This window comes from Stenotrophomonas maltophilia (assembly GCF_013464485.1).
Lineage (GTDB): Bacteria > Pseudomonadota > Gammaproteobacteria > Xanthomonadales > Xanthomonadaceae > Stenotrophomonas > Stenotrophomonas maltophilia_AW.
Window position 1 is genome coordinate 57,688 of sequence record NZ_RAUX01000034.1, and the last position, 21,176, is coordinate 78,863.

The 21,176-nt window shown below is 67.1% G+C and carries 23 protein-coding genes; 8 read left to right on the plus strand and 15 right to left on the minus strand.

Going from position 1 to position 21,176, the window contains the following annotated elements; genetic code table 11:
- Positions 1-480 precede the first annotated feature (480 nt).
- From D7Y61_RS15925 to D7Y61_RS15970, 10 genes are all read right to left on the minus strand, one after another.
- Positions 481-1,017, minus strand: coding sequence for a cytochrome b (locus tag D7Y61_RS15925; RefSeq protein WP_180867661.1), 537 nt, complete (start codon positions 1,015-1,017; stop codon positions 481-483).
- Positions 1,014-2,117 carry a catalase family peroxidase gene (locus D7Y61_RS15930; protein ID WP_180867663.1) on the minus strand — a complete coding sequence of 368 codons (1,104 nt, stop codon included), beginning with the start codon at positions 2,115-2,117 and terminating at the stop codon, positions 1,014-1,016. The genes D7Y61_RS15925 and D7Y61_RS15930 overlap by 4 nt, the downstream gene beginning before the upstream one ends.
- 296 nt (positions 2,118-2,413) lie before the next feature.
- The gene (locus D7Y61_RS15935; protein ID WP_180867665.1) at positions 2,414-3,781 is read right to left on the minus strand and encodes a leucyl aminopeptidase family protein; all 1,368 of its coding nucleotides are present in this window, start codon (positions 3,779-3,781) and stop codon (positions 2,414-2,416) included.
- A gap of 3 nt (positions 3,782-3,784) precedes the next feature.
- Positions 3,785-4,504 carry an HAD-IA family hydrolase gene (locus tag D7Y61_RS15940; protein ID WP_180867667.1) on the minus strand — a complete coding sequence of 240 codons (720 nt, stop codon included), beginning with the start codon at positions 4,502-4,504 and terminating at the stop codon, positions 3,785-3,787.
- Between the two features lie 74 nt (positions 4,505-4,578).
- Positions 4,579-5,046: a hypothetical protein gene (locus tag D7Y61_RS15945; RefSeq protein ID WP_180867669.1), complete on the minus strand. Its 468-nt coding sequence runs from the start codon at positions 5,044-5,046 to the stop codon at positions 4,579-4,581.
- 94 nt (positions 5,047-5,140) lie between these two features.
- The gene (locus tag D7Y61_RS15950) at positions 5,141-6,250 is read right to left on the minus strand and encodes an AI-2E family transporter (RefSeq protein ID WP_180867670.1); all 1,110 of its coding nucleotides are present in this window, start codon (positions 6,248-6,250) and stop codon (positions 5,141-5,143) included.
- Between the two features lie 67 nt (positions 6,251-6,317).
- Entirely contained in the window at positions 6,318-6,770 is a 453-nt protein-coding gene (locus D7Y61_RS15955; RefSeq protein ID WP_180867672.1) for a protein sip-5, read from the minus strand.
- Complete coding sequence (locus D7Y61_RS15960) at positions 6,767-7,237, minus strand: phage holin family protein (RefSeq protein ID WP_180867673.1); 471 nt, start codon at positions 7,235-7,237, stop codon at positions 6,767-6,769. The genes D7Y61_RS15955 and D7Y61_RS15960 overlap by 4 nt, the downstream gene beginning before the upstream one ends.
- Before the next feature lie 8 nt (positions 7,238-7,245).
- Positions 7,246-7,611: a hypothetical protein gene (locus D7Y61_RS15965; RefSeq protein WP_010486932.1), complete on the minus strand. Its 366-nt coding sequence runs from the start codon at positions 7,609-7,611 to the stop codon at positions 7,246-7,248.
- A 101-nt stretch (positions 7,612-7,712) separates the two neighbouring features.
- Positions 7,713-9,146 carry a Do family serine endopeptidase gene (locus D7Y61_RS15970; RefSeq protein WP_180867675.1) on the minus strand — a complete coding sequence of 478 codons (1,434 nt, stop codon included), beginning with the start codon at positions 9,144-9,146 and terminating at the stop codon, positions 7,713-7,715.
- 490 nt (positions 9,147-9,636) lie between these two features.
- On the opposite strand from D7Y61_RS15970, the gene D7Y61_RS15975 reads away from it, so the two are divergent.
- Positions 9,637-10,512: a histone gene (locus D7Y61_RS15975; RefSeq protein ID WP_180867677.1), complete on the plus strand. Its 876-nt coding sequence runs from the start codon at positions 9,637-9,639 to the stop codon at positions 10,510-10,512.
- Positions 10,513-10,619: 107 nt separating this feature from the next.
- Positions 10,620-11,297, plus strand: coding sequence for a hypothetical protein (locus D7Y61_RS15980; protein ID WP_180867678.1), 678 nt, complete (start codon positions 10,620-10,622; stop codon positions 11,295-11,297).
- A 15-nt stretch (positions 11,298-11,312) separates the two neighbouring features.
- Here D7Y61_RS15980 and D7Y61_RS15985 read toward each other — a convergent pair whose 3' ends face one another.
- Together D7Y61_RS15985 and D7Y61_RS15990 are read right to left on the minus strand one after the other, a co-directional pair.
- A complete protein-coding gene (locus D7Y61_RS15985) occupies positions 11,313-11,672 on the minus strand; it encodes a DUF1428 domain-containing protein (protein WP_180867680.1) in 360 nt (119 codons plus the stop codon).
- 91 nt (positions 11,673-11,763) lie between these two features.
- Positions 11,764-14,166, minus strand: a complete 2,403-nt coding sequence (locus D7Y61_RS15990) for a S9 family peptidase (protein ID WP_180867682.1) — start codon at positions 14,164-14,166, stop codon at positions 11,764-11,766.
- Between the two features lie 211 nt (positions 14,167-14,377).
- Between D7Y61_RS15990 and D7Y61_RS15995 the strand changes: the two genes are divergently transcribed.
- On the plus strand, positions 14,378-14,950 hold the full coding sequence (locus tag D7Y61_RS15995) for an Ax21 family protein (protein ID WP_180867683.1): 573 nt from the start codon (positions 14,378-14,380) through the stop codon (positions 14,948-14,950).
- Positions 14,951-15,140: 190 nt separating this feature from the next.
- A complete protein-coding gene (locus D7Y61_RS16000; RefSeq protein ID WP_180867685.1) occupies positions 15,141-15,812 on the plus strand; it encodes a response regulator transcription factor in 672 nt (223 codons plus the stop codon).
- A gap of 7 nt (positions 15,813-15,819) precedes the next feature.
- Here the strand turns inward: D7Y61_RS16000 and D7Y61_RS16005 are convergent, their stop codons facing one another.
- Entirely contained in the window at positions 15,820-16,209 is a 390-nt protein-coding gene (locus D7Y61_RS16005) for a DUF6165 family protein (protein WP_106550850.1), read from the minus strand.
- Positions 16,210-16,387: 178 nt separating this feature from the next.
- Between D7Y61_RS16005 and D7Y61_RS16010 the strand changes: the two genes are divergently transcribed.
- The gene (locus tag D7Y61_RS16010) at positions 16,388-17,086 is read left to right on the plus strand and encodes a TorF family putative porin (protein ID WP_180867729.1); all 699 of its coding nucleotides are present in this window, start codon (positions 16,388-16,390) and stop codon (positions 17,084-17,086) included.
- On the opposite strand, the gene D7Y61_RS16015 is transcribed toward D7Y61_RS16010, so the two are convergent.
- Positions 17,083-18,231, minus strand: a complete 1,149-nt coding sequence (locus D7Y61_RS16015; protein WP_219627978.1) for an MFS transporter — start codon at positions 18,229-18,231, stop codon at positions 17,083-17,085. The genes D7Y61_RS16010 and D7Y61_RS16015 overlap by 4 nt on opposite strands.
- A 143-nt stretch (positions 18,232-18,374) precedes the next feature.
- Between D7Y61_RS16015 and D7Y61_RS16020 the strand changes: the two genes are divergently transcribed.
- Positions 18,375-19,262 carry a LysR substrate-binding domain-containing protein gene (locus D7Y61_RS16020; RefSeq protein WP_180867688.1) on the plus strand — a complete coding sequence of 296 codons (888 nt, stop codon included), beginning with the start codon at positions 18,375-18,377 and terminating at the stop codon, positions 19,260-19,262.
- Here the strand turns inward: D7Y61_RS16020 and D7Y61_RS16025 are convergent.
- Positions 19,231-19,698 (minus strand): DUF1456 family protein, encoded by a 468-nt coding sequence (locus D7Y61_RS16025; RefSeq protein ID WP_111205138.1) that lies wholly within the window; start codon positions 19,696-19,698, stop codon positions 19,231-19,233. The two genes, D7Y61_RS16020 and D7Y61_RS16025, sit on opposite strands and share 32 nt — an antisense overlap.
- A gap of 83 nt (positions 19,699-19,781) precedes the next feature.
- Here D7Y61_RS16025 and D7Y61_RS16030 point away from each other — a divergent pair, with 83 nt between their 5' ends.
- On the plus strand, positions 19,782-20,264 hold the full coding sequence (locus D7Y61_RS16030) for a hypothetical protein (RefSeq protein WP_180867690.1): 483 nt from the start codon (positions 19,782-19,784) through the stop codon (positions 20,262-20,264).
- Between the two features lie 101 nt (positions 20,265-20,365).
- Positions 20,366-21,118: an SDR family NAD(P)-dependent oxidoreductase gene (locus D7Y61_RS16035; RefSeq protein WP_180867691.1), complete on the plus strand. Its 753-nt coding sequence runs from the start codon at positions 20,366-20,368 to the stop codon at positions 21,116-21,118.
- The last annotated feature ends 58 nt before the right edge of the window (positions 21,119-21,176 follow it).

A 21,176-nucleotide genomic window follows, 5' to 3' on the forward strand; every position in this document is an offset into this window, starting at 1 on the left:
AGTAACCAAAGAAACACGCCGCCAGATCGCGAGCCGGCGCTGCGCGCCGGTGCCCTGCGCTTCTCGGTGAATCAGGGGACGGCGCCGAACTCGCTGCGCTCAGACATCGGCGCCTCTTCGCCCCTGATTCCCCTGCGATGCTCGGCTCGCTAAAAGGCGGACCCAACGTCAAAAGTCGATGTTGCACCCCGTAGGTCCACGCCATGCGCGGATGCTGTTGCCATTGATCTTGATCTTCAAGTCCGCCTTGAGCGAGCCGAGCACCGCAGGTCCGGCGAGGGCGAAGAGGCGCGGGTGTCTGAGCGCAGCGAGTCCCCGCGCCGTCCCTCGACGGATCGAGGAGCGCAGGGCACCGGAGTGCGAAGCACGTCGGCTCGCGGCCGGCGGAGCGTTTCTTTGGTTACTTTCTTTGCGCGCAAAGAAAGTGACACCCCTCCGCAGTCGCGGAAACGATCCGCCGGGAACTCCCGGCGAACCCTTTCAATTCTTCCCGCGCGCCATCGCCTGGAATACCCCATCGCGGCGCACCCACAGGTGGAACAGCGCCGCACCCACGTGCATCAGTACCGTGGCGAACAACACGTACGCCAGCAGGCTGTGCGCGTTGCGCAGGGCGGCATACAACGCCGGGGTGTGCGGCACGATCGGCGGCAGGCGCAGGCCGCCCCCCAGCACGATCGGGTAACCACCGGCCGACAGCATGGCCCAGCCGATCAGCGGCATCGCCAGCATCAGCGCGTACAGCATCCAGTGCGAGGCTTTCGCACCCACCACCTGCCACACCGGCAGGTCGGCCGGCAGTGGCGGCGGGCGATGACGCAGCCGGTTGTACAGGCGCAGCAGCACCAGCACGCCGATGGCGATGCCCAGCGGTCGGTGCAGGTCGATCAGCATCGGCCGCAGGTGCAGCGAGGCGACCATGGTCACGCCGATGAACAGCATGGCGATGATCATCAGCGCCATGGACCAGTGCAGCACCCGCGCCAGCAGGTTGAAGTGGCCGTTGCCGGTGTTCATCGCGCAGCCTCCTTCGGTTGCTCGACGTTGCCGCTGGCACGCTCGCGTTCGCGGCGGTTGAAGGATTGCGAGTACACGGCCGAGCGGGCGGCCAGGATCGGGTCGTCGCTGCCGCGCACGCCACTGGGCAGGATCAGCGGATCGAAGTTGATCTGGCCGCAGGCGCCTTCCTCCTGCGACTGCATGCGGTCCAGGCTGAGCACGCCGGCCACCACCTCATCGCGCGACGCGGGCCACGGCACCGACGGATCATCGATGGCATCACCCGCCGCGGCGGTGCTGACGACCAGGTTCCAGCGCACCGGACCATTGGCCAGGCGCTGTTTCAGTTCCTGGCTGAGGAAATCGACGCTGGCCTGCTTGCGCGTTTCCGCATCCATCTCCACCACAGCCGCCTGTGGCTGCCAGCGCCAGCGCACCGCGCGTTTCTGGCCCTGTGCGTTGGTGAACCAGAAGCTGTTGACGCTGTTGAAGGTGGTGTCGGCCCAGCTGCTGGTCCATGGCGCCGTCTTGGCCCACTGCTGGAACGCCTGCGCGCTGGGGTATTTCGCCAGCACTGCGGCCATCTTCTGCGGGTCGGGCTTGCCGGTGGCCGGGTCGGGAATGGAGGCACGCGTCTGCTCGTAGAACGCCTCGGCGTTGGGCACGGCGAAGAACGGGAAGCTGTTCATCGCCATGCGCCATTCCTGGCCATCATCACTGACCATCTGCACCGCGATGCTGCGGACGCGCGCGGTGTTGTCGGCGCCGTAGGGATCGCCACCGCCGATCGACAACCGGCCCATCACCGGCACGCGGCGCTGCGAGAACACCCGTGCACTGGACAGGGTGGGGGCCTGCGCACTGGGTTCGAACCAACCGCTTACGCAGATGCCCTTGCTGTGCGCACGGCGGAAGCCAGGATGGGCCGGGCCGGTGGCTTCGATGGTGTCGGTGAAGCGCTGCGCGGTCAGGCGGCTGCCAATCCAGCCGGCCAGCCAGGCGAAGGTCAGCGCGATGGCACCCAGGATGAGCGCGATCAGTGCGATCCAGAGCAGCGGCGAATGCCTGCGGGGTGCACCGGGCGTCTGGCCCGCGCGGGTGTAGCGGAAGAGCGACATGGTCGGAGTCCTGCCTTCACGGAGCGTGTGGGTGGTCGACCCACACATCCTCGCAGAACCCGGCCGGGGCCGAAATTCAATTTTTCGTCAAACTTCCAGCGCGCGCCGAATGTTTGGGTAGAGTCGACTGTCAGTCGACTATCGCGCGCGGCGCGGGGTTTTTGCGGCCGGTTCCAATTGAAGAGCAGTCGGATTCAATAGCAGTCGGATTCAAGAGTAGTCGACTAACGGTCGACTCTACCTTGCCCGTGCCCGTCCCTGCCCCGGCGGTCGGGCCGGGGCGGGGCATGCGTGCCTCAGCTGTAGCGCTGCTTCAGCATCGCCCACGCCGAGCGCAGCGCCAGGGCTTCACCACCGGCCGGACGGCCTGGGCGTTCGCCATCGTTCCAGGCATAGACGTCCAAGTGTGCCCAGCGCTGGCCGTCTTCCAGGAAGCGTTCCAGGTACAGCGCGGCGGTCACCGAGCCGGCCATGCGCGAACCGGCGTTGGCCAGGTCGGCGATGCCGCTGGTCAGGTAGCGCAGGTAGGGGCGCCACAGCGGCATGCGCCAGACCGGGTCGCGGGTCGCGTCACCGGCCTGCAGCCACTGTTGGGCCACCGTATCGTCGTTGCTGAACAGTGCCGGCAGATCCGGGCCCAGCGCGATGCGCGCGGCACCGGTGAGGGTGGCGAAGTCCAGCACCAGGTCCGGCTTCTGTTCGCCGGCGAAGGTCAGCGCGTCGCACAGGATCACGCGGCCTTCTGCGTCGGTGTTGTCGATTTCCACGCTCAGGCCCTTGCGCGTGGCGATCACTTCACCCGGACGGAATGCATCCGGGCCGATCGCGTTTTCCACGGCCGGAACCAGCAGGGTCAGGCGCACCGGCAGGCCGCGCGCCATCACCAGCCCGGCCAGCGCCAGCGCGTGTGCGGCGCCGCCCATGTCCTTCTTCATGTTGCGCATGCCGTCGGCCGGCTTGATGTCCAGGCCGCCGGTATCGAAGCACACGCCCTTGCCGACCAGCACCAGTGACGGATCGGTATCCTTGCCCCATCGCAGCACGACCAGGCGCGGCGCACGGTGCGAGGCGCGCCCCACGGCATGGATGGCCGGGAAATTCTGCTTCAGCAGTTCATCGCCGGTGATCGCTTCGACCTGTGCACCATGCGCATCGGCCAGGGCGCGCGCGGCGTCTTCCAGCTGCTGCGGGCCCATGTCTTCGGTCGGGGTGTTGACCCAGTCGCGCACGCGCAGGCTGGCGGCGATCAGGTCAGCCACTTCGCCGGTTGGCGCGGCCACCAGCTGCGCCGGCGCCCGGTGGCGCTTGCGGTAGCGGTCGAAACGGTAGCTGCCCAGGCCCCAGCCCAGCTGCAGCAGTGCCTGTTCGGCGGCGGGCAGGTCGCTGGCCAGCTGCCACACGGTGCCTTCCGGCAGCGCGTGCGGCGCATGCGAATAGCTGTAGGCATCGGCACGATCACCCACGCCCATCACCGCGCCGGCCAGGCCATCGGTGCCGGGCAGCAGCACGGTGCTGAAGGCGCCGGCGGTGAAGCCCTGCGATGCGAGCCACGCCTGGATGGCGGCCGGTTGGCCATCCTTCCATGCCGCGAACTGCACGCGGTCCAGCACGTACAGCGGCAGCGCTGCGGTGGTGTCGGCGGTGAAACCAGTGATCTCGCTCATGCGTCAGGTACTCCGGGGTGCGGCGGCGTCGAGGTTGGCGTCCAACCAGTCGGCCAGGCCGGTGAGGGTGTCGAACTGCAGGTCCGGCTGCAGCTGCGGATGGGTCCAGGTGGCTGCATCGCGGTTGATCCAGCAGCCGCGCAGGCCGGCGGCGATCGCCCCGGCCACGTCCATCTCGGCGTGGTCGCCCACGTGCAGTACCTGTGCCGGCGCCACACCCAGGCGGGTGCACGCGGCATGGAAGATGCTGGCGTCGGGCTTGGCTGCACCGTGTTCGCGCGATCCCAGCTGGAAGGCGAAATGATGGGCCAGCCCGATCCGCTCCAGGTCGGCGTTGCCGTTGCTCAGTGCGGCCACGGGTACCCGCGCGGCAATGCGCGCCAGCGCATCGATCGCGTCGGGGTAGCACTCCACCTGGTTGCGCGCGGCGTAGAACACTTCATACGCCGGCTCCAGCAGTTCCAGGCTGGCACCACTGGCGTGCAGCGCTTCGTGCAGGGTCAGCCGGCGCAGCGCGCTCAGGTCGTGGTGGAGGTGCGGATGGGCGTGGTACAGCCGCTCGCGCAGTTCGCGCATCGCCGCCACCGGATACATCGCAGCGGTGGCCGGGCTGTGTTCGCACATCCATGCGTGCAGGACCTGTTCGATGCGGGCGCCGATCGGAGCGAACGGCCACAGCGTGTCGTCAAGGTCGAGGGTGATGGCTTGGACGGGGAAATTCACCCCGCCATTCTACCCCTGCCCGCGCGGGCTTTCATGCGGCGCGGCGGGCGGGAGGGGCGCTGGGCTGGGCCAGGTCAGCGCAGGTCGTACGCGCAGGCGATGAGGGTCTGGCCGTCGAACTGCTGCACGTCCAGATTATGCCGGCCCACTTCCTTCGTATAAGTGCCGGCCACCGGGTTGGACATCTTCGCCAGGGCCGCGATCTGTTCGACGCTGGCCGTGCTGAAGTACGCGGTGAAGCTGTCGATGCCATCCTCGCCGCTGTCGCCGTCATAGGACTGCAGTTGGTTCACCGGCTGGCCCAGCACCATCAAGGGCGTGGTCAGCCGGAACTCGCCGTTGGATTCGCCGTTCTGCGCCCGCGCCGGGGCCGGTGCCAGCAGCCGGGCCATGGCGTCGAACTGCCTGGTCGTGAGGTGCCGCTTGCAGGTGACTGCTTCGGCGAGCTGGGTGCGCGCCTGCTCGGCCGTGGGGGGCGCAGCGGCGAACGCGGGAGCAGCAAGGCAGGCCAGGGCAAGGCAACGCGTGGCGAAAGAGATCATCCGAACGGATCCATCCGAAAAAATGGGGGCCATAGTCTGCCACTTCGTCCCCGATTCGGGTTCCGCCATCTGTGTCCATCATTTACTGATGCCGTTATTCCAGCAGCCGCGCCCAGCCCTGCATGCCGTCCAGCCGCGCCAGCACCAGCTTGATGCAGACCAGCAGGGGCACCGCCAGCAGCAGCCCGATCATGCCCCAGGCCCAACCGAATACCATCAATGCCAGGATCAGCACCAGCGGCGACAGTTTCATGCGCCGGCCCAGCACGATGGGGGTCACCAGCTGTCCTTCGAGCGTGTGCAGGGCCAGGTAGGCGGCGGCCGGCAGCAGTGCCTGCAGCGGATCGCGGAACTCCACGAAGCCCATCAGCAGCATCAGTGCCACCCCGATCAGCGGGCCCACATAGGGCGCGAAATTCAGCAGCGCGGCCACTGTGCCCCACAACAGCGCTTCCTGCAGACCGATGCCGAGCAGCATCAGTACGCCGGCGAACACCAGCCCGACCAGCGTATTGATCACGCTGATGGTCAACACGTAGCGCGAGACCTCGCGTTCGATCGAACGCAGGATGTCCGTGGTAAAGCGTTGTTGCTGGCGGTTCGGGAACAGCGCGATCGCCGCGCGCTGCAGGCTCTGCCCATAGATCATGAAGAACAGCGTGAGCAGCACCACAGCCAGCACCGAAGCGGCCAGCCGCGGTGCGCGGGTCAGCATGCGGTAGGGGTCGTCCAGCTGGGTACGGATCACCTGCACCTTGTGGTTGCTGTCACCACCGGCCACGCGGGCGAAGTTCTCCGCCGCCTGGTTGGCCTGCTGCACCGGCTTGGTCAGGTCCTGCACCTGGCGGGCGACCTTGCGCAGCTGCTGCGGGGCTTCCTGCGCCCAGTCCATGGCCGGGCCGATCAGCTGCACCGCCAGCGAACCGGTCACGCCCAGCCCGGCGCCAAGAACCAGCAGTGCGCCCAGCGCACGCGGAATCCACAGTTTCTGCAGCAGGCGCAGGATCGGATTGCCGACCAGCGCGAAGAACATCGCCAGCAGCACCGGCAGGATGATGTCCTGCGCGGCCCATAGCGTGTAGCCCACTGCCAGGGTTGCCAGCACCACCAGCGACATCGGCCCGCGCGGACGCGACGGCGGGGGCAGTGGTACGTCGGGTTGTTCGGGACCGGCCGGTGACGGGGACAGGAGGGACTCGCTCATCGACGCATCAACCGGGAAGGGGAGCGCATTATCCGCCGGCCGCGATCGGCGCGGCGGATTCCATGGATCAACGTTCGGACAGCTCGGTGGCCGCTTCGGCCGGGCGCGGTTCGCGCAGTTCCGGTTCGGGCGCGGACTGTGCTGCCGGTGCTGGTGCCGGCCGGGCGGCGGTTGCCGCCTGCGCCTGCTCGCTGGCCTCGTCGGCTTCCTCGGCCGCATCATCGGCGGAGGCGGCCGCCTGTGCCGCCATCGCCGTGGCGAACGCCGCCTGTGCGCTGGCGAACAGGTTGGAGACCGAACCGACCATCTGCAGCCAGCGGGCACCGTTGACCTTGCCTGGCACTTCCAGCTTGCCGGCGATGAAGCCACCGGCCAGGCCGACCACCACGATGCGCAGCGGCGACCAACCCTGCCGCCACACCTGGCTGAGCGTGGACCAATGGTCCTGGGTCTCACCCAGGCGCACGGTCACCACCTGTTCGCAGCGTTTCACCCGCCGCTGCAGCGCACCGAACTTCATGGCTTGCCCTCAGGCAGCTGCACCCCGGCATCGGGATCGTCTTCGCTGGGCTCGTCGAACAGGCCCAGGCGTGACAGCTGGCGCCGGGTAGCGTGCATGCCGGTGTGGTGGAAGAAGTAGGACACCCGCCAGATTGCATAGCCGGTGACGGCCAGGCTCAGCAGCGAGGTGATCAGCAGGGCCTGCAGCCAGCTCAGGCCCCAACTCTGCAGCAGGGCGATGAGGGTGGCGGCCATCAGCAGCCAGGCCGAGGCACCGAAAACGATCGCCACGCCGGCCCAGGCCAGCGCACGACCGAACGCACTGCGTGCCATCGCGAAGTCGGCCGAGGCCAACCTGCGCAGCGAGCGCACGGTGTGCTTGGCCGAATCGGCAGCGGCACGACCGGCCGCGCCGACCTGGCGGATGCTCTCATCCAGCGGCGGGGTGGCCGCTGGATCAGGCGCTTGCGCGTTGTCTTCGCTCACGCTGCGGCTTACTTGTCGCTGCTGCCGCGGGCCAGCTTGGCAATGATCCAGCCGGCAGCGAAGGCAACGCCGAACGAAGCCAGCGGACGCTCACGGATCAACTCGGCGGCGCTGTCGATCAGGTCCTTGCCCTTGTCCATCAACGCATCGACCTGCTCCTTGGCGGCGGCTCCACCGAACTCGGCAGCGGCCAGGCCGGACAGCGCGCTGTCGGACAGTTCAGCCTTGACGTTGGCCTTGCCGATGCGCAGCTCGTCGGTCGCTGCACCGGTTGCGCCCTTGATCGCACCGCCGGCGGCACTGGCGGCCTGCTTCAGGTGGGAACCGGCTTCACCCAGGTGTTCCTTCAGGTTCTCGGTATTGGTGGGGCTCATCGAATCACTCCTGTTGCGATGGGGGAACGGGCGTCGGCGCTGCCGACCTGGACTGACAGCAATAACACTGCCGGGGTATAGGGGGTGTTACGGCAGGGCGATCAGCGCATCACGAGCTGGCCCTGCTGCTGGCCATTGTTGCGCAGTACGCGCAGCACCAGCGTCGGCGGGCGCTGCTGGAAGTTGGCGCGCCAGCTGGCCAGGTCGGCGAACTCGCCTACCGTGGCATTGGTGATGATGTCGCCCTGCTGCAGGCCATTGCTGGCCGCCCGGCTGCCGCGCTTGACCTCGCTGACCAGCACGCCGCCGACGCCGGACTGGCGCAGTGACTCGGGCAGATCGACGAAAGTGGCACCGCCCAGGCGCGGGTCCAGGCTGTCGCCGGTGACCGCGCGTGCCTGCTCCTTCAGCGTCGCCTTGATCTGCAGCGGCTTGCCTTCGCGGCGCACGTCCAGCGTCAACGGGCTGCCCACTGCGGCCAGGCCTTCCACGTTGTGCAGGGCTTCGGCGCTGTCCACGCGCTGTCCATTGGCCGAGACCACCACGTCGCCCGGCTTCAGCCCTGCTGCGGCGGCGGCCGAGCCGGCCAGCACGCGGGTGATCAGTGCGCCACGGGTTTCGCCCAGCCCCAGGCCCTGCGCGATCTGCGCGGTCAGGTTCTGGCTTTCCACGCCCAGCGTGCCGCGCACCACCACGCCATGCTTGACCAGCTGGTCCACCACGCTGCGTGCCAGGTTGGACGGAATCGCCAGGCCCAGGCCGATGTTGCCGGCCATGCTGCCCTGCGGATTGAAGCTGGCGGTGTTGATGCCGACCAGCTGGCCCTGCAGGTCGACCAGCGCGCCGCCGGAATTGCCCGGGTTGATCGATGCGTCGGTCTGGATGAAGTTCTGGTAGCCCAACCCACGGATACCGCTGCGGCCCACCGCCGAGACGATGCCCGAGGTGACCGTCTGGCTGAAACCGAAGGGATTGCCGATGGCCACCACGAAGTCACCCACGCGCAGCTGGTCGCTGTTGGCCAGCTTGATGTCGGTCAGGTTCTGCGCCGGGATGCGGATCAGCGCGATGTCGGTGTCGCGGTCCGAACCGAGGAACTCGGCCTTGACCGTGCGCCCGTCGGCCAGCGTCACCTGCACGTCATCGGCATTCTCGATGACATGGTGGTTGGTCAGCACCAGGCCCTCCCTGGCGTCGATGATCACGCCCGAGCCGAGCGATTCATTGATGCGTTCCTGCGGGATGTCCGGGAACAGGCGGCGGAAGAACGGATCGTTGAAGAAGGGGTTGCGCACGCGCACCACCTGCTTGGTATTGACGCTGACCACGGCCGGCATCGCCTTCTCCAGCATGGGCGCCAATGACGGCACCTGCTGCCCGGCCACTGCGGCCGGCAGTGCCGCCATGGTTGGCACCACCGCCGGAAGCGGTGCGGCATCGGCACGGTTGTCCAGGTGGGCGTTGATGCCGGTGGCAACGAAGCCACCGAAGGCGGCGGCGATTGCGAGCGTGAGCAGGGTAGGTAGCGGTCGCATGGGAGTCGGTTCGCAGGCGGGGATGGGGGCGGTTCGGCTCTACGGTAAAACAAGCTGAATGAGTGTGTCGCGATCTGGATAAATGCGCCATGAAAAGCACGCGCGCGAACGGTGGGTCCGGAGCGTGGCACCGGACCTGCGGTGACACGTGCCAACGCGATCGGGACACCACCGACGGTCGCCGTTCGCTGCGCGGACACGGACGGATACTTGCGCAGTTCCGCGCAGGGAGGTGCCGCACTGCGCCACAACGCATGCCTGTCGCTGCACGTGCGCAGGTACGCGCAGCGACGACGATCAACGTGGTGGTTCGCGGCGCGCAGTCCTTAAAAAAAGGGGTTTCCTGAAAACCTGCCGCGCCGGCAGGGGTGGTGAACTACACCATCACCGTCGCAGCAGATGCGATTGCTGGCGCTTGCCCCGTTCCACGATCGTCAATGTCGGTATAGCATCGCCCCGTTTTGATACTTAAGGCCCGCAGGAGGGCAACATGAGCAACGGTAATGGTGTGTCGGTCGTGACCGACGCCGTCGAGAACGTCAAAGAAGCCGCCACCAACGTTGGCGAGACCATCGCCCACGCTGCCGAAGACGCAGTGAAGTCGGTCAAGAAGACCGTCAAGCGCGCCACCAAGGCTGCCGGTACCCGTGTTGCCAAGGCCAAGAAGGCCGTGGCCAAGGTCGAGAAGACCGTTGCCAAGAAGGCCGAGAAGGCTGCCAAGTCCGTCGGCAAGACCGTCGCCAAGGCCAAGAAGAAGCTGGAAACCGCCAAGAAGAACGCCAAGGCCGAAGCCGCTGCCCTGAAGAAGGAAGTGGCCAAGAAGAAGGCGGCGGCAGGCAAGGCCGTGACCAAGAAGGCTGCTGCTGCCAAGAAGACCACCAAGGCTGCCGGCAAGAAGGTCGCTACCGTGAAGAAGGCTGCCACCAAGAAGGTCGCTGTCGCCAAGAAGACCGTCGCCAAGAAGGCCGCGGCTGCCAAGAAGGTTGTCGGCAAGAAGGTCGCCACCGCCAAGAAGGCTGTGGCCAAGAAGACCGTCGCCGCCAAGAAGGTCGCCGGCAAGAAGGCCGTGGCTGCGAAGAAGGTTGCCGGCAAGAAGGTTGCCGCCACCAGGAAGGTCGCCACCAAGAAGACCGCCGCTGCCAAGAAGGTTGTCGGCAAGAAGGCTGCCGTCGCCAAGAAGGCCGTTGCCAAGAAGACCWCTGCTGCCAGGAAGGTTGTCGGCAAGAAGGCTGTCGCGACCCGCAAGACCGTGGCCAAGAAGGCTGCACCGCTGAAGAAGGTTGCCGCCAAGAAGGCGCCGGCCAAGAAGGCTGCCGCCAAGAAGGCCCCGGCCAAGGCCGTGCGCAAGGTCGCCAAGCGCAAGTAATCGCGCCGTGACCGAAGGCCCTGCCGCCCACCGGGTGGTGGGGCCTTTCGCGTTTATGGGACACGCCCTGGGGCAAGATGCGGATTCTTTCCGCCGGAGCCCCGGGCATGCGCGGTATCGACTTCAGTTCCTGGCAGGGCGTGCTGTCCACCTTGGCCGGCCTGGTCCTGATCACCCTGCTGGGCGTGGGCATCCGCCTGCTGGTGATGCAGACCCTGCAGCAGCGCCGCGAGCGCGAGAACCGGCAGATCAACGAGCGGCTGCGCACGCTGATGGCGGCCTACAAGACCCTGGGCGGCTCGTTCACCGGTGAGCTGGGCGTGGACCCCACCCATCGTCGCGACCTGCGCCAGCGCGAAGAAACCGAAGGCATTGCCGAACCACGCTCGGACCGCACGCGCCGCATCCGCGATGCCGTCGAGGCCGCGCTGTCGGACATCCTGCTGCTGGGCACCGACGAACAGGTGCGCCTGGCCGCGCGCGCTGCCAACGAACTGGCGCAGGGGCGGCCGGTACATACCCACGAGTTGGTGGTCTCGCTGCGCGACTTCGTGCGCGAGGCACTGGATCTTGCGCCGATCCCGGCGGATCTGCAGATCCCTCCGCAAGGGCCGACCCGGCCTGGCGCCAGCGCTGGCGGCAAGGGCCGCAACGACACCGATGCCAAGGGCGGTCGTGGCGGTGGAGGCGGTGGTGGTGGAATGGGCGCCGGAATGGGCGTCGGCGCCGGCGCCGCACTGGGCGCCGGCCATGCTGCCGCCAGCGATGAAACGGACGCGCGCTGAGCGCGTCCGCCGGGTTCAGCGCGTCAGCTCGTAGATCGGCGCGAAGCCGCCGTAGATCATCCGTGCGCCGTCGAACGGCATCGGATTCCTGGTTGGATCCAACCGCGGGTCTTCCATCATCTTCGCCATGCCGGCGTCCCGGGTCGGCTTGTCCGGCCATTCGATCCAGGAAAACACCACCGTCTCATCCGGCGTGGCCTTCACCGCGCCGAAGAAATCGGTGGTCTTGCCGTGCGGTACGTCGTCACCCCAGCACTCGACCACGCGCAGCGCGCCGTACTCGATGAAAACGGGATCACCCTCACGTGCATGGGCGAGGAACTTCTCCTTGTTGGCGGTGGGTACCGCCAGGACGAAACCATCGATGTAGCTCATTGCCTGCCTCCGGATGGACCGTGCCGCATGCACGGCCTTCAAATACCCGACGAACCAGGGCGCCGTGGATCGACATCCTGTGTGCGCCTGTTCAGCCCGGGCCACCGGGCAGCGGTGCGAGCACGGTATCCGGTGGTTGCTGGCCGGCCAGGTGGCGTACGAAGTAGTCCCACATGCGGTGCGTGTAGGTGGCGTCATTGCGGAACAGTTCGTGGTCCTGCCGGGCCAGGTACAGCAGGTCGTAGGTGCGCTGGGCCTTGTTCAGGGCGGCGGCCAGCTGCAGGGTCAGCGCCGGTGGCGCGTTCTCGTCCAGTTCGCCATAGACCAGCAGCAGATGCCCGCGCAGATTGTCCGCCAGTGCCGCATTGTCGAGTCCGGCAAAGGCTGCCGGCACGCCTTCCGCCATGGCCGTGGCCGGCAGCACGCCGCCGAACAGCCGGTCCATGCCGTGCACTGCGCCGCCGTACATGCCCTGGAGATTGTGGCTGCCGGCCGAGGCGACGCCCACCTTGTAGAACGCCGGGTAGCGCAGCAGTGCACGCGCCGCACTGTAGCCGCCGAACGAATGCCCGTAGATGCCGACCCGCTGCAGGTCGATGCCCGGGTAGCGTTCGCCCAGCTGGTGCAGTGCAGCCACATGGTCATCCAGCTGCACATCGGCACCATGCAGGAAGCTGCTGTCATGGAACGCCCTGTCGCGGCCGCCGGTGCCGCGCCCATCGATGCTGACCACCGCGAAGCCGAGCTCGGCCAGGCTGGCGCGGGATACCGGATTCAAGGCAGACACCGCCTCGGCGTAGGTCACCGGCGCATTGCTGATGAAGGTGCCGCCGTACATCGCATCGATCACCGGGAAGCTGCCGTCATCGCGATAGTGGCGGGGCAGGTAGACGGTGGCGAAGATTGGGGTGCGCCCATCGGCGGCCAGCAGCCGTTCGCGCCGTGGTGGGCGCCAGCCGGCAGCAACGATCGCGCTGTCATCGGCTGTTTCCAGCACCATCACTTCGTGGCCGTCATCGCTGGCCCGAAGCACGGTGCGTGGTGCCTGGTCGAGACGGGAAACGGTATCCACCAGATAGCGACCGCCAGGTGACAGCGCCTGGGGCGCACGCCCGCCGAACAACGCGCCGGTGCCGGCATCGGCCAGATGGTCGTTGCCGTCGGCGGCCAGGCGCTGGACTGGTCCACCCTGCAGCGATACCCGGTACAGGCCGCGCACGTAGGGGTCGCCACCGTCGACGCCACCGGCGCTGAAGTACGCCCAGCCACCCGCAGCGTCCACACCCAGCAGGTCACGCACCACCCATTTGCCGCGGGTGAGCTGGCGCAGCACGTTGCCATCGGACAGGCGCACCCGGTACAGATGTCCCCAGCCATCGCGCTGCGAGAACCACACCGCGCTGTCCTGCCCCGGCAGGATCGCTACCGCCGGCCGGTTGTACGAATACACGTTGAGCTGCAGGCGGGTATTGCTGGCTTCCTCCAGCACGGTGCGCACGGTGCCGCTGTCGGCTTCGATTTCCACCAGTCGCAGGCGCCGCGGGGCCTCGAAGTGTGCGATCACGGCGTACAGCCGGGCACCGTCCCAACCCAGGATGCCGGCCTCGCTCAGGACGTTCCAGCCCTTGGGCAGCGCGATGTCATGCTGTTGGCCACTGCCGGTATCGATCACATACAGGCTGTCACGCACCTGCTGCGCATCACCCAGCACGCCCAGCTTCACCGTGTGCACGCGTGGGCGCGCATCGCTGGCCGGCGTGCTTTCAAGATAGGGGTAGTCCAGCAACGCACGTTCGTCGTAGCGGATACCGGCCACGTAGCGCCCATCGGGTGACCAGCCGACCGCGAACGGCCGTACCGGCAACCGGCCCTGGCGGCGTGGAATGCCCCGCAGGGCGAAGTCCGGCAGTACGCCATAGCCATGCCCAGCTTCACCGCCATGGGTCAGTACCCGCGGCGCCGCTCCAGAGCGCTGCAGCCACAGGTTGTGGTCGCGTACCCGCAGCCAGGCATCACCGCCGGGCGACGGCAGTGCATCAGCCGGCGGCAACGCCTGTTGTGCGGCCGTGCACTGCAGGCGTGGCCATTGGCAGTTGATCGCCGCCTCGCCGTTGAACTGCAGGCGCAGGCCATCATCCAGTACCTGCACGCTGTTCAAGTGCAGGCGTGGCCCGCTGGCACCCAGCGGTGCAACTGCGGCGGCCAGCGCATCGGGTTCGAACAGGATCTGGCGCGTAGCCTGGATTGGATCGACCAGTACCGCCTGGCGCCGGCCCTGTGCATCTTCGCGTTCGTACCAGAAGCGCCCATCGTCCAGCCAGTGGGGCAGCACCGAAGCATTGCGCAGTGCACCGCGCAGATGACTGTCATGCACGCGTTCGGCACGCTGATAATCGACAGCCTGCAGCGCGTGTGCGCTGTGCGCTGACAACAGCCCGACGCAGGCCAGGAGGGCGGTGCCAACAAACATCCGCAGCGGATCGGAAACGAGCAAGGCAACCTCCTGTTGCTGTTGTCGGTGGATCACAGATGCACGCGCGCGGCGCGCGTATGCCAGAGAGAGCCTGAATCAAGCCAAAAAATTCAGCAATGCGAAGACTGCTGTTTTCAGGGAGCGTTGTGGCGAATAACGGAGAATTTACATTCCCGATGCGATGGCGCCCTGGCGCTGCTGCAGACCATAAGAAAGTAAAAGGTGTACCCCCATGAAGAATTCGCTGATTGCTCTGGCTCTGGCCGCTGCCCTGCCGTTCACCGCCTCGGCTGCTGAGAACCTGTCGTACAACTACGCCGAAGCTGACTACGCCAAGACCGACATCGACGCGTTCAAGGCCGACGGCTGGGGCGTGAAGGGCTCGTACGGCTTCCTGCCGAACTTCCACGCCTTCGGTGAGTACAGCCGCCAGGAAATCGACAACACCAACATCAAGCTGGACCAGTGGAAGGTCGGTGCCGGCTACAACGTTGAAATCGCCCCGACCACCGACTTCGTTGCCCGCGTTGCCTACCAGAAGCGCGACCAGAAGCACGGCCTGGACTTCAACGGCTACAGCGCTGAAGCCGGTATCCGCACCGCCTTCGGTGCGCACGCCGAAGTCTACGGCATGGTCGGCTACGAAGATTTCTCGAAGAAGCACGGCATCAACCCGGAAGGCCAGTGGTACGGTCGCCTGGGTGGCCAGGTCAAGCTGAACCAGAACTGGGGCATCAATGGCGAGCTGAAGATGAACCGCGATGGCGACAAGGAATACACCGTCGGCCCGCGCTTCAGCTGGTAACTGCTTCCTCGGCGTGCCTGCGCGCTGAAGATGCCTCGACAGGCCCGGCCCATGCCGGGCCTGTTGCGTATCCGGCCGGGCAAACGCCACCTGACCGAGTCACGCCGGGGCGACGGCATTGCAACGAATTGGATTCCGCACGCGCCAACTGCACCCTAGGGTGAGTGGCCTGTTCTGCAGGAATGCAAAGATGCCCACGTTCCAGTCGCCCCGCGATCCTCCCCGCCGGTTGTTGCTGCTGGATCCGCACCCACTGCTGCGGCATGGCGTACAGGAACTTCTGGCGAAGCAGGCGGGCCTGCACGTGGAAGGAAGCTATGGCTGCAGCATCGACCTGCTGGAACGCTTGCGGCAACAGGAGGCTGCGATCGATCTGCTGCTGGTTGATGCATTGCCGATCGGCGACAGCGGAGAAGGCCTTGAACTGCTGCGCCACGTATCGCTGCATTGGCCGGCAATGCCGATTCTGGTGCTGTCTGCGCACTGCAACGCAGGTGTGGTAGCCAGGGCGCTGCAGGCGGGGGCGCGCAGGTTCCTGTCCAAGACCTGCGCCCCGCAGATGCTGCTGCGGGCATTGAGCGTGGTGGGCCGCGGCGGACGCTTCGTGCCGCCGGAACTGCGAGCGCAATTGAACCAGTCACGCCGGCAGCGCCAGCAGTCCATGCGCCCACTGCGATTGAGCATGCGCGAACGAATGGTCCTGCAGTGGGTGTTGCGTGGGGGCAGTACCGGCGAGATGGCACGCCGCTGCGGTCGTTCGCCCAGCACCATCAGCACGCAGAAGCGCGCGGCCTATCGCAAGCTGGGCATCCGCAACGATAGCGAGCTGTTCCGCTTCCGCCATCTGATCGAAGCGGATTGAGGGGCAACTACTCGCCCTGGTACTGCTTCTCTTCCACCAGCGCCGAGCCGGCCACCCGGTTGATCTCGTTCTTCACCTGCACGCGCTCGCCATTCGTTCCATAGACGCCGCGCGCCAGCTGGATGAACGCGTCGTCGAACACCTGGGCTGCTTCCTTGTCGCGCAGCTGGTCCTGGATGTCCCACATGCGCTCGTTGATCGCCTTCAACTGCTGCTTCAGCGCGGCCAGTGCCGGCTGTGCCTGCAGCTGCTGCTGCAGCAACGGCAGCAGGCCTTCCAGTTCGGTGCGCACGTTGGCCAGCTTGGCGGCATCGTCGATGCGCTCGGCCTTGATCTCGAGAATGGTGATCTTGTCGATCAGCTCGCCGATCGATACCGGGGTCAGGATGGCGTCCACGCGGTTGGTCTCTGGAAACAGGGTGCCATGATACCGCGCCGCTGGCGCGTGGCCCCGATCCGAAGGATTTACGCCGAATTTGCGCCGCAGGCCGGGCTACGCCCTCGATCCGTTACGGCCCCGCCCTCGACACTGCCGTCCCGGCGGCGTGACCGCCTTCGACGAGGAAAACAGTGCAGTGAACAGCAAGGGGACAATGGCGGCGGTGGTGGCCGCGCTCGCAGGCCTGCTCGGCATCGGCAGCGCGCAGGCACAGGCGCAGGTGAGCGGCAGCATGGCGTTGACCAGCGATTACGTGTGGCGTGGCAGCTCGCAGAGCGATGGCGACCCGGCCGTGCAGGCGGGCGCGAAGGTGGCGGCGGCATCGGGCTGGTATGCCAGCGTGTGGGGTTCCAATGTTTCGTTCAAGCCGGACAACGGCGCGCGCAGCGAATTCGATCTGGTTGCCGGCTGGTCGGGCGCGCTGGCCACGGACTGGACGCTGGATGCCAACCTGACCCGCTACCTGTATCCAGGCACCGGCCGCGCGCTGGACTGGACCGAACTCAACACCACGCTGACCTGGAAGCAGCGCGCCTGGCTGCAGGTCGCGCATTCCAACGATGCATTGGCCGGCGGCCATCGCGGTACCTATGCCCAGCTGGGCGTGCGGGTGCCGCTGCACGAACGGTTCCGCCTGGAAGCGGCGGTCGGCCAGTACTGGCTGGCCACCGCGCAGGGCCCCGACTACCTGCATGGCCAGCTCAGTGCCGTCGCCTCGCTGACCCCGGCATGGGAACTGCGTGCCACCGTTCACGACACGGACAACGCAGCCAAGCGCCTGTTCCCCGGCAACGCCGGTGGGCGATGGGAGCTGGCGTTGCAGGGCAGCTTCTAATCGGCCATCGACGCCTGGCGTGCACGCAGCGCGCCGGGCAGCCACAGCAGCAGCGCCAGGACGGCCACCGCAGCGCCGGCCATGCACACGCCGGTCCAGCCGAAGCGCTGGTAGACCTGTGCCGACAGCAGCGAACCCAGCGAACCGCCGATGAAGTAGCCGGTCATGTAGCCGGCATTGAGGCGGTTCCGCGCTGCCGGTTGCAGTGCATAGATCAGGTTCTGGTTGCTGACGTGCAGCAGCTGCGCGGCCAGGTCCAGCACCACCACGCCCACCAGTAGTGCCAGCAGCGAGTGCGCCGACAGCCCCAGCGGCAGCCACGACAGCAGCAACAGCAGCAGTGCGATGGCGGTGGCGCGACCGGTCTGGCCACGGTCGGACATGCGCCCGGCCAGGCCGGCCGCCAGCGTGCCGGCCGCGCCCACCAGGCCGAACAGGCCGATGGTGGCGTCGCTGTAGGCGTACGGCGGCTGCGCCAGCAGGAACGCGAGCGGTGTCCAGAAGATCGCGAACATGGCGAAGCTGCAGGCGCCCAGCAGGGTGCGCTGGCGCAGCACCGGTTCCTGCACGAACAGCACGCCGATCGAGCGCAGCAGTGCGAAGTAGCCGAGGCCGGCGCTGTGGTGGAAACGCGGCAGGCCGCGCTGCAGCGCCAGTGCGGTCACCACCAGGGTGCCGGCCGCGATCGCGTACACCAGGCGCCAGTCGCCCAGGCTGGACAGCAGGCCAGCCACGGTGCGTGCCAGCAGGATGCCCAGCAGCAGGCCACTCATCAACGTACCGACCACGCGGCCGCGATGCTCGGGGGCAGCCAACGTGGCCGCGAACGGCACCAGCACCTGGGCCACCACCGAGAACAGGCCGGTGATCGCGGTGCCCACCAGCAGCCAGGTCAGCGACGGCGCGCAGGCGCTGATCACCAGGCCGCCGGCCGACAGCAGGCTCATCACCACGATCAGGCGGCGGCGCTCGAACAGGTCACCCAGTGGTACCAGCAGGATCAGCCCGGCGGCGTAGCTCAGCTGCGCGGCGGTGACCACCATGCCAACCTGGCCGAACGGCACGCCGAAGGCATCGGCGATGGTGTGCAGCAGTGGCTGCGCATAGTAGTTGCTGGCCACCGCCACGCCGGTAGCGATCGACATCAACAGCACCTGCCAGCGGTGCAAAGGGGGAAGGGAGGGGTTCACGCTGCAGTCCACGATGCGGGTCGTACAGTGTCCGCCTGCTGCAGTGATGATGGAAATGAATCATCATAATCCCTGCCATCTTAAAATGAGATAGTCGGGTGAACCTCAAGCAGCTCGAGTTTGCCGTTGCCCTTGCCGAGGAGGGCAATTTCACCCGTGCCGCAGAGCGTTGCCACGTGGTGCAGTCAGCACTCAGCCACCAGATCGCCGCACTGGAGCAGGATCTGGGCACACCGCTGTTTGAACGCCTGCCGCGCCAGGTGCGGGCGACCGCTGCCGGTGAGGCCATGCTGGTGCATGCGCGGCAGGTACTGGCCAGCCTGCGCCACCTCCGCGCCGACGTGGCGGCGGTGAGCGGCGAGGTGCGCGGGCTGCTGGCGATAGGGCAGATTTCCTCGCTGACCGGCATTGACGTGGTGGCGATGCTGGCCGCCTTCCAGCAGGTGCATCCGCAGGTGGAATTCCAGTTGCGGGTGGACAAGAGCGAGGACCTGATCACACAGGTGCAGTCGCGCGGACTGGACGTGGCGCTGGTGGGGCTGGCGCCTTCTGCGGCGCTGGACGGGGTCTGTCACAGGATGCTGCAGGAAGAAGACCTGGTGGCGGTACTGGCCCCGTCGCACCGGTTGGCGCGGCGCAAACGGCTGCCATTGACCGAATTGCAGGACGAGGCGCTGGTCGACTTCCCGCGCGGCACCGGTGCGCGCCGGCAGACCGACGATGCGTTCGCCGCCGCCGGCCTGCCGCATACGGTGCGCTTCGAGGTCAATCTGATGGAACTGGTCGAGCGCTTCGTCCGCCATGGGCTGGCGGTCGGCATCGTGCCGGCACTGATCGCCGAAGGCTTCGAAGGCGTGGTGCGGATTCCGCTGCAGCCGACCCCGACCCGCCGCGTGCACCTGGTCTGGCAACGGTTGCCGACGCCCGCCGCACGGGCGTTCGTGGAGGCCGTACTCAGCCGCGCAGGCGCAGGCTCAGGCCTTTGAGGAAGTTGCGCAGCATCTGGTCCAGGCAGCGTCGGTAGTTGGCGTGGCCGGGCTGGCGGAACAGTGCGCCGACCTCCGACTTGGAGACGTTGAAGCCGGCGCTGGCGAAGATCTCCATCAGGTCCACGTCACGCAGCTGGAACGCCACACGCAGCTTCTTCAGCACCAGGTTGTTGTCGATGCGGGTTTCCACCGCGCGCTGCGGCTGGCTCTCATCACGACCGCGCAGGTGCACGATCAGGCCGTCCAGGAAGTGCGCCAGCGCACTGTCGCTCATCGCCTCGAAACCGGCCTCATCCTCGCGACGCAGCCAGGCCTTCACCTGTTCGGCATCCACGGCGAAGGCCGGGTCGGCCATCTGGCACAGGGTCACCACGTGGTGGTCACCCAGGTCCAGGGAGTAGCGCACGCTGCGCAGGACATCGTTGTTGATCATGGCCCATTGTACCGGCCCATCGCGTGTCACCGGGCTGTCATCGAACTGCAGCATCGTGGCCGCACTTCCGCTGAGGCCTTTCCATGCGCCGGTACCTGCTTTCCGCAGTGCTGTTCACCAGCAGCTTTGCCACATTCGCCCAGGATCGATTCGTGCCCGTCGAACAGCGCCTCAGTGCGCGCCAGCTGGCCGAGGTCGGGCTCAGCCCGGCGCAGTTGCAGGTGCTGAACCGGGTGCTGCGCGAGGCCGAAAGCGCTTCGCCCGCCACGGCAGTGGCCAACGCGCCCGCCGCGTTGCCGGCCAACGTGCCGGCGCCGGCGGCGATGCACCTGGGCCTGGAAGAGGGGCCGGTCAACGCCCACGTGGTGGGTGAAGTGAGTGGTTGGCAGCCGGGCACGCTGTTCACGCTCGACAACGGCCAGCAATGGCAGGTGATGAAGGGGCAGATGAAGCTGCGCAAGGTTCTGCAGTCGCCGCAGATCGCCGTGATTCCTGGCATCGCAGGGCGCTGGTTCCTGCAGGTCGATGAAGACCTGCCCAAGGCCCGGGTATTCCGCGTGCGCTGAGCCGCGCCCGCTGCGGGCGTGGTCAGCCGGTATCGGCAACGCAGGGGCGGGCCGACGGTGCCAGAATGGGGGTCTGCTTTTTCTTCCCCTGGAGTTGCCTGATGACCCGCACCGTCCTGATTACCGGCACCACGTCCGGCTTCGGCGCCGCCGCTGTCCACCGCTTCGCCCAGGCGGGCTGGAGGGTGATCGCCACCGGCCGTCGTGGCGAGCGCCTGCAGCCACTGGTCGACCGATACGGCAAGGACGTGGTGCATGCCGCCGCCTTCGACATCCGCGATGCGGTCGCGATGGAAGCGGCCCTGCTGGCGCTGCCGCCGGCGTTCGGTGAGATCGATCTGCTGGTCAACAACGCAGGCCTGGCGCAGGGAACCGCGCCGGCACAGGGCGCCAAGCTGTCGGACTGGACCACGATGATCGACACCAACATCACCGCGCTGGTCACCTTGACCCATCGCCTGCTGCCGCAGCTGGTGGAGCGCAAGGGCGCGATCATCAACATCTCGTCGGTGGCGGGTGTCTACCCCTATCCCGGTGGCAACGCCTATGGTGGTACCAAGGCCTTCGTCAGCCAGTTCTCGCTGGGCCTGCGCTCGGACCTGCACGGCACCGGGGTGCGCGTGACCACGATCGAGCCGGGCATGGCCGAAACCGAGTTCACCGTGGTGCGCACCCACGGCGACCAGAACGCCTCGGACAAGCTGTACAGCGGTGCCAACCCGATGACCGCCGAGGACATCGCCGAGCAGATCTTCTGGGTGGCCACGCTGCCGCCGCACCTGAACATCAATCGCCTGGAACTGATGCCGGTCAGCCAGTCGTTTGCCGGCTTCCAGGTGGCCCGCGAGGGCTGACGGTCGTTTGTAGCGTCGAGCATGCCTCAACTCTACAAAAGCAGAAAAGCCGGGCATT

Excerpts from the sequence above, each read along its gene's own strand:
- D7Y61_RS15925 (WP_180867661.1), bottom strand. The coding sequence starts at position 1,017 with ATGAACACCGGCAACGGCCACTTCAACCTGCTGGCGCGGGTGCTGCAC.
- D7Y61_RS15930 (WP_180867663.1), bottom strand. The coding sequence starts at position 2,117 with ATGTCGCTCTTCCGCTACACCCGCGCGGGCCAGACGCCCGGTGCACCC.
- D7Y61_RS15935 (WP_180867665.1), bottom strand. The coding sequence starts at position 3,781 with ATGAGCGAGATCACTGGTTTCACCGCCGACACCACCGCAGCGCTGCCG.
- D7Y61_RS15945 (WP_180867669.1), bottom strand. The coding sequence starts at position 5,046 with ATGATCTCTTTCGCCACGCGTTGCCTTGCCCTGGCCTGCCTTGCTGCT.
- D7Y61_RS15950 (WP_180867670.1), bottom strand. The coding sequence starts at position 6,250 with ATGAGCGAGTCCCTCCTGTCCCCGTCACCGGCCGGTCCCGAACAACCC.
- D7Y61_RS15955 (WP_180867672.1), bottom strand. The coding sequence starts at position 6,770 with ATGAAGTTCGGTGCGCTGCAGCGGCGGGTGAAACGCTGCGAACAGGTG.
- D7Y61_RS15965 (WP_010486932.1), bottom strand. The coding sequence starts at position 7,611 with ATGAGCCCCACCAATACCGAGAACCTGAAGGAACACCTGGGTGAAGCC.
- D7Y61_RS15970 (WP_180867675.1), bottom strand. The coding sequence starts at position 9,146 with ATGCGACCGCTACCTACCCTGCTCACGCTCGCAATCGCCGCCGCCTTC.
- D7Y61_RS15980 (WP_180867678.1), top strand. The coding sequence starts at position 10,620 with ATGCGCGGTATCGACTTCAGTTCCTGGCAGGGCGTGCTGTCCACCTTG.
- D7Y61_RS15985 (WP_180867680.1), bottom strand. The coding sequence starts at position 11,672 with ATGAGCTACATCGATGGTTTCGTCCTGGCGGTACCCACCGCCAACAAG.
- D7Y61_RS15995 (WP_180867683.1), top strand. The coding sequence starts at position 14,378 with ATGAAGAATTCGCTGATTGCTCTGGCTCTGGCCGCTGCCCTGCCGTTC.
- D7Y61_RS16000 (WP_180867685.1), top strand. The coding sequence starts at position 15,141 with ATGCCCACGTTCCAGTCGCCCCGCGATCCTCCCCGCCGGTTGTTGCTG.
- D7Y61_RS16015 (WP_219627978.1), bottom strand. The coding sequence starts at position 18,231 with ATGTCGATCGCTACCGGCGTGGCGGTGGCCAGCAACTACTATGCGCAG.
- D7Y61_RS16025 (WP_111205138.1), bottom strand. The coding sequence starts at position 19,698 with ATGATCAACAACGATGTCCTGCGCAGCGTGCGCTACTCCCTGGACCTG.
- D7Y61_RS16030 (WP_180867690.1), top strand. The coding sequence starts at position 19,782 with ATGCGCCGGTACCTGCTTTCCGCAGTGCTGTTCACCAGCAGCTTTGCC.
- D7Y61_RS16035 (WP_180867691.1), top strand. The coding sequence starts at position 20,366 with ATGACCCGCACCGTCCTGATTACCGGCACCACGTCCGGCTTCGGCGCC.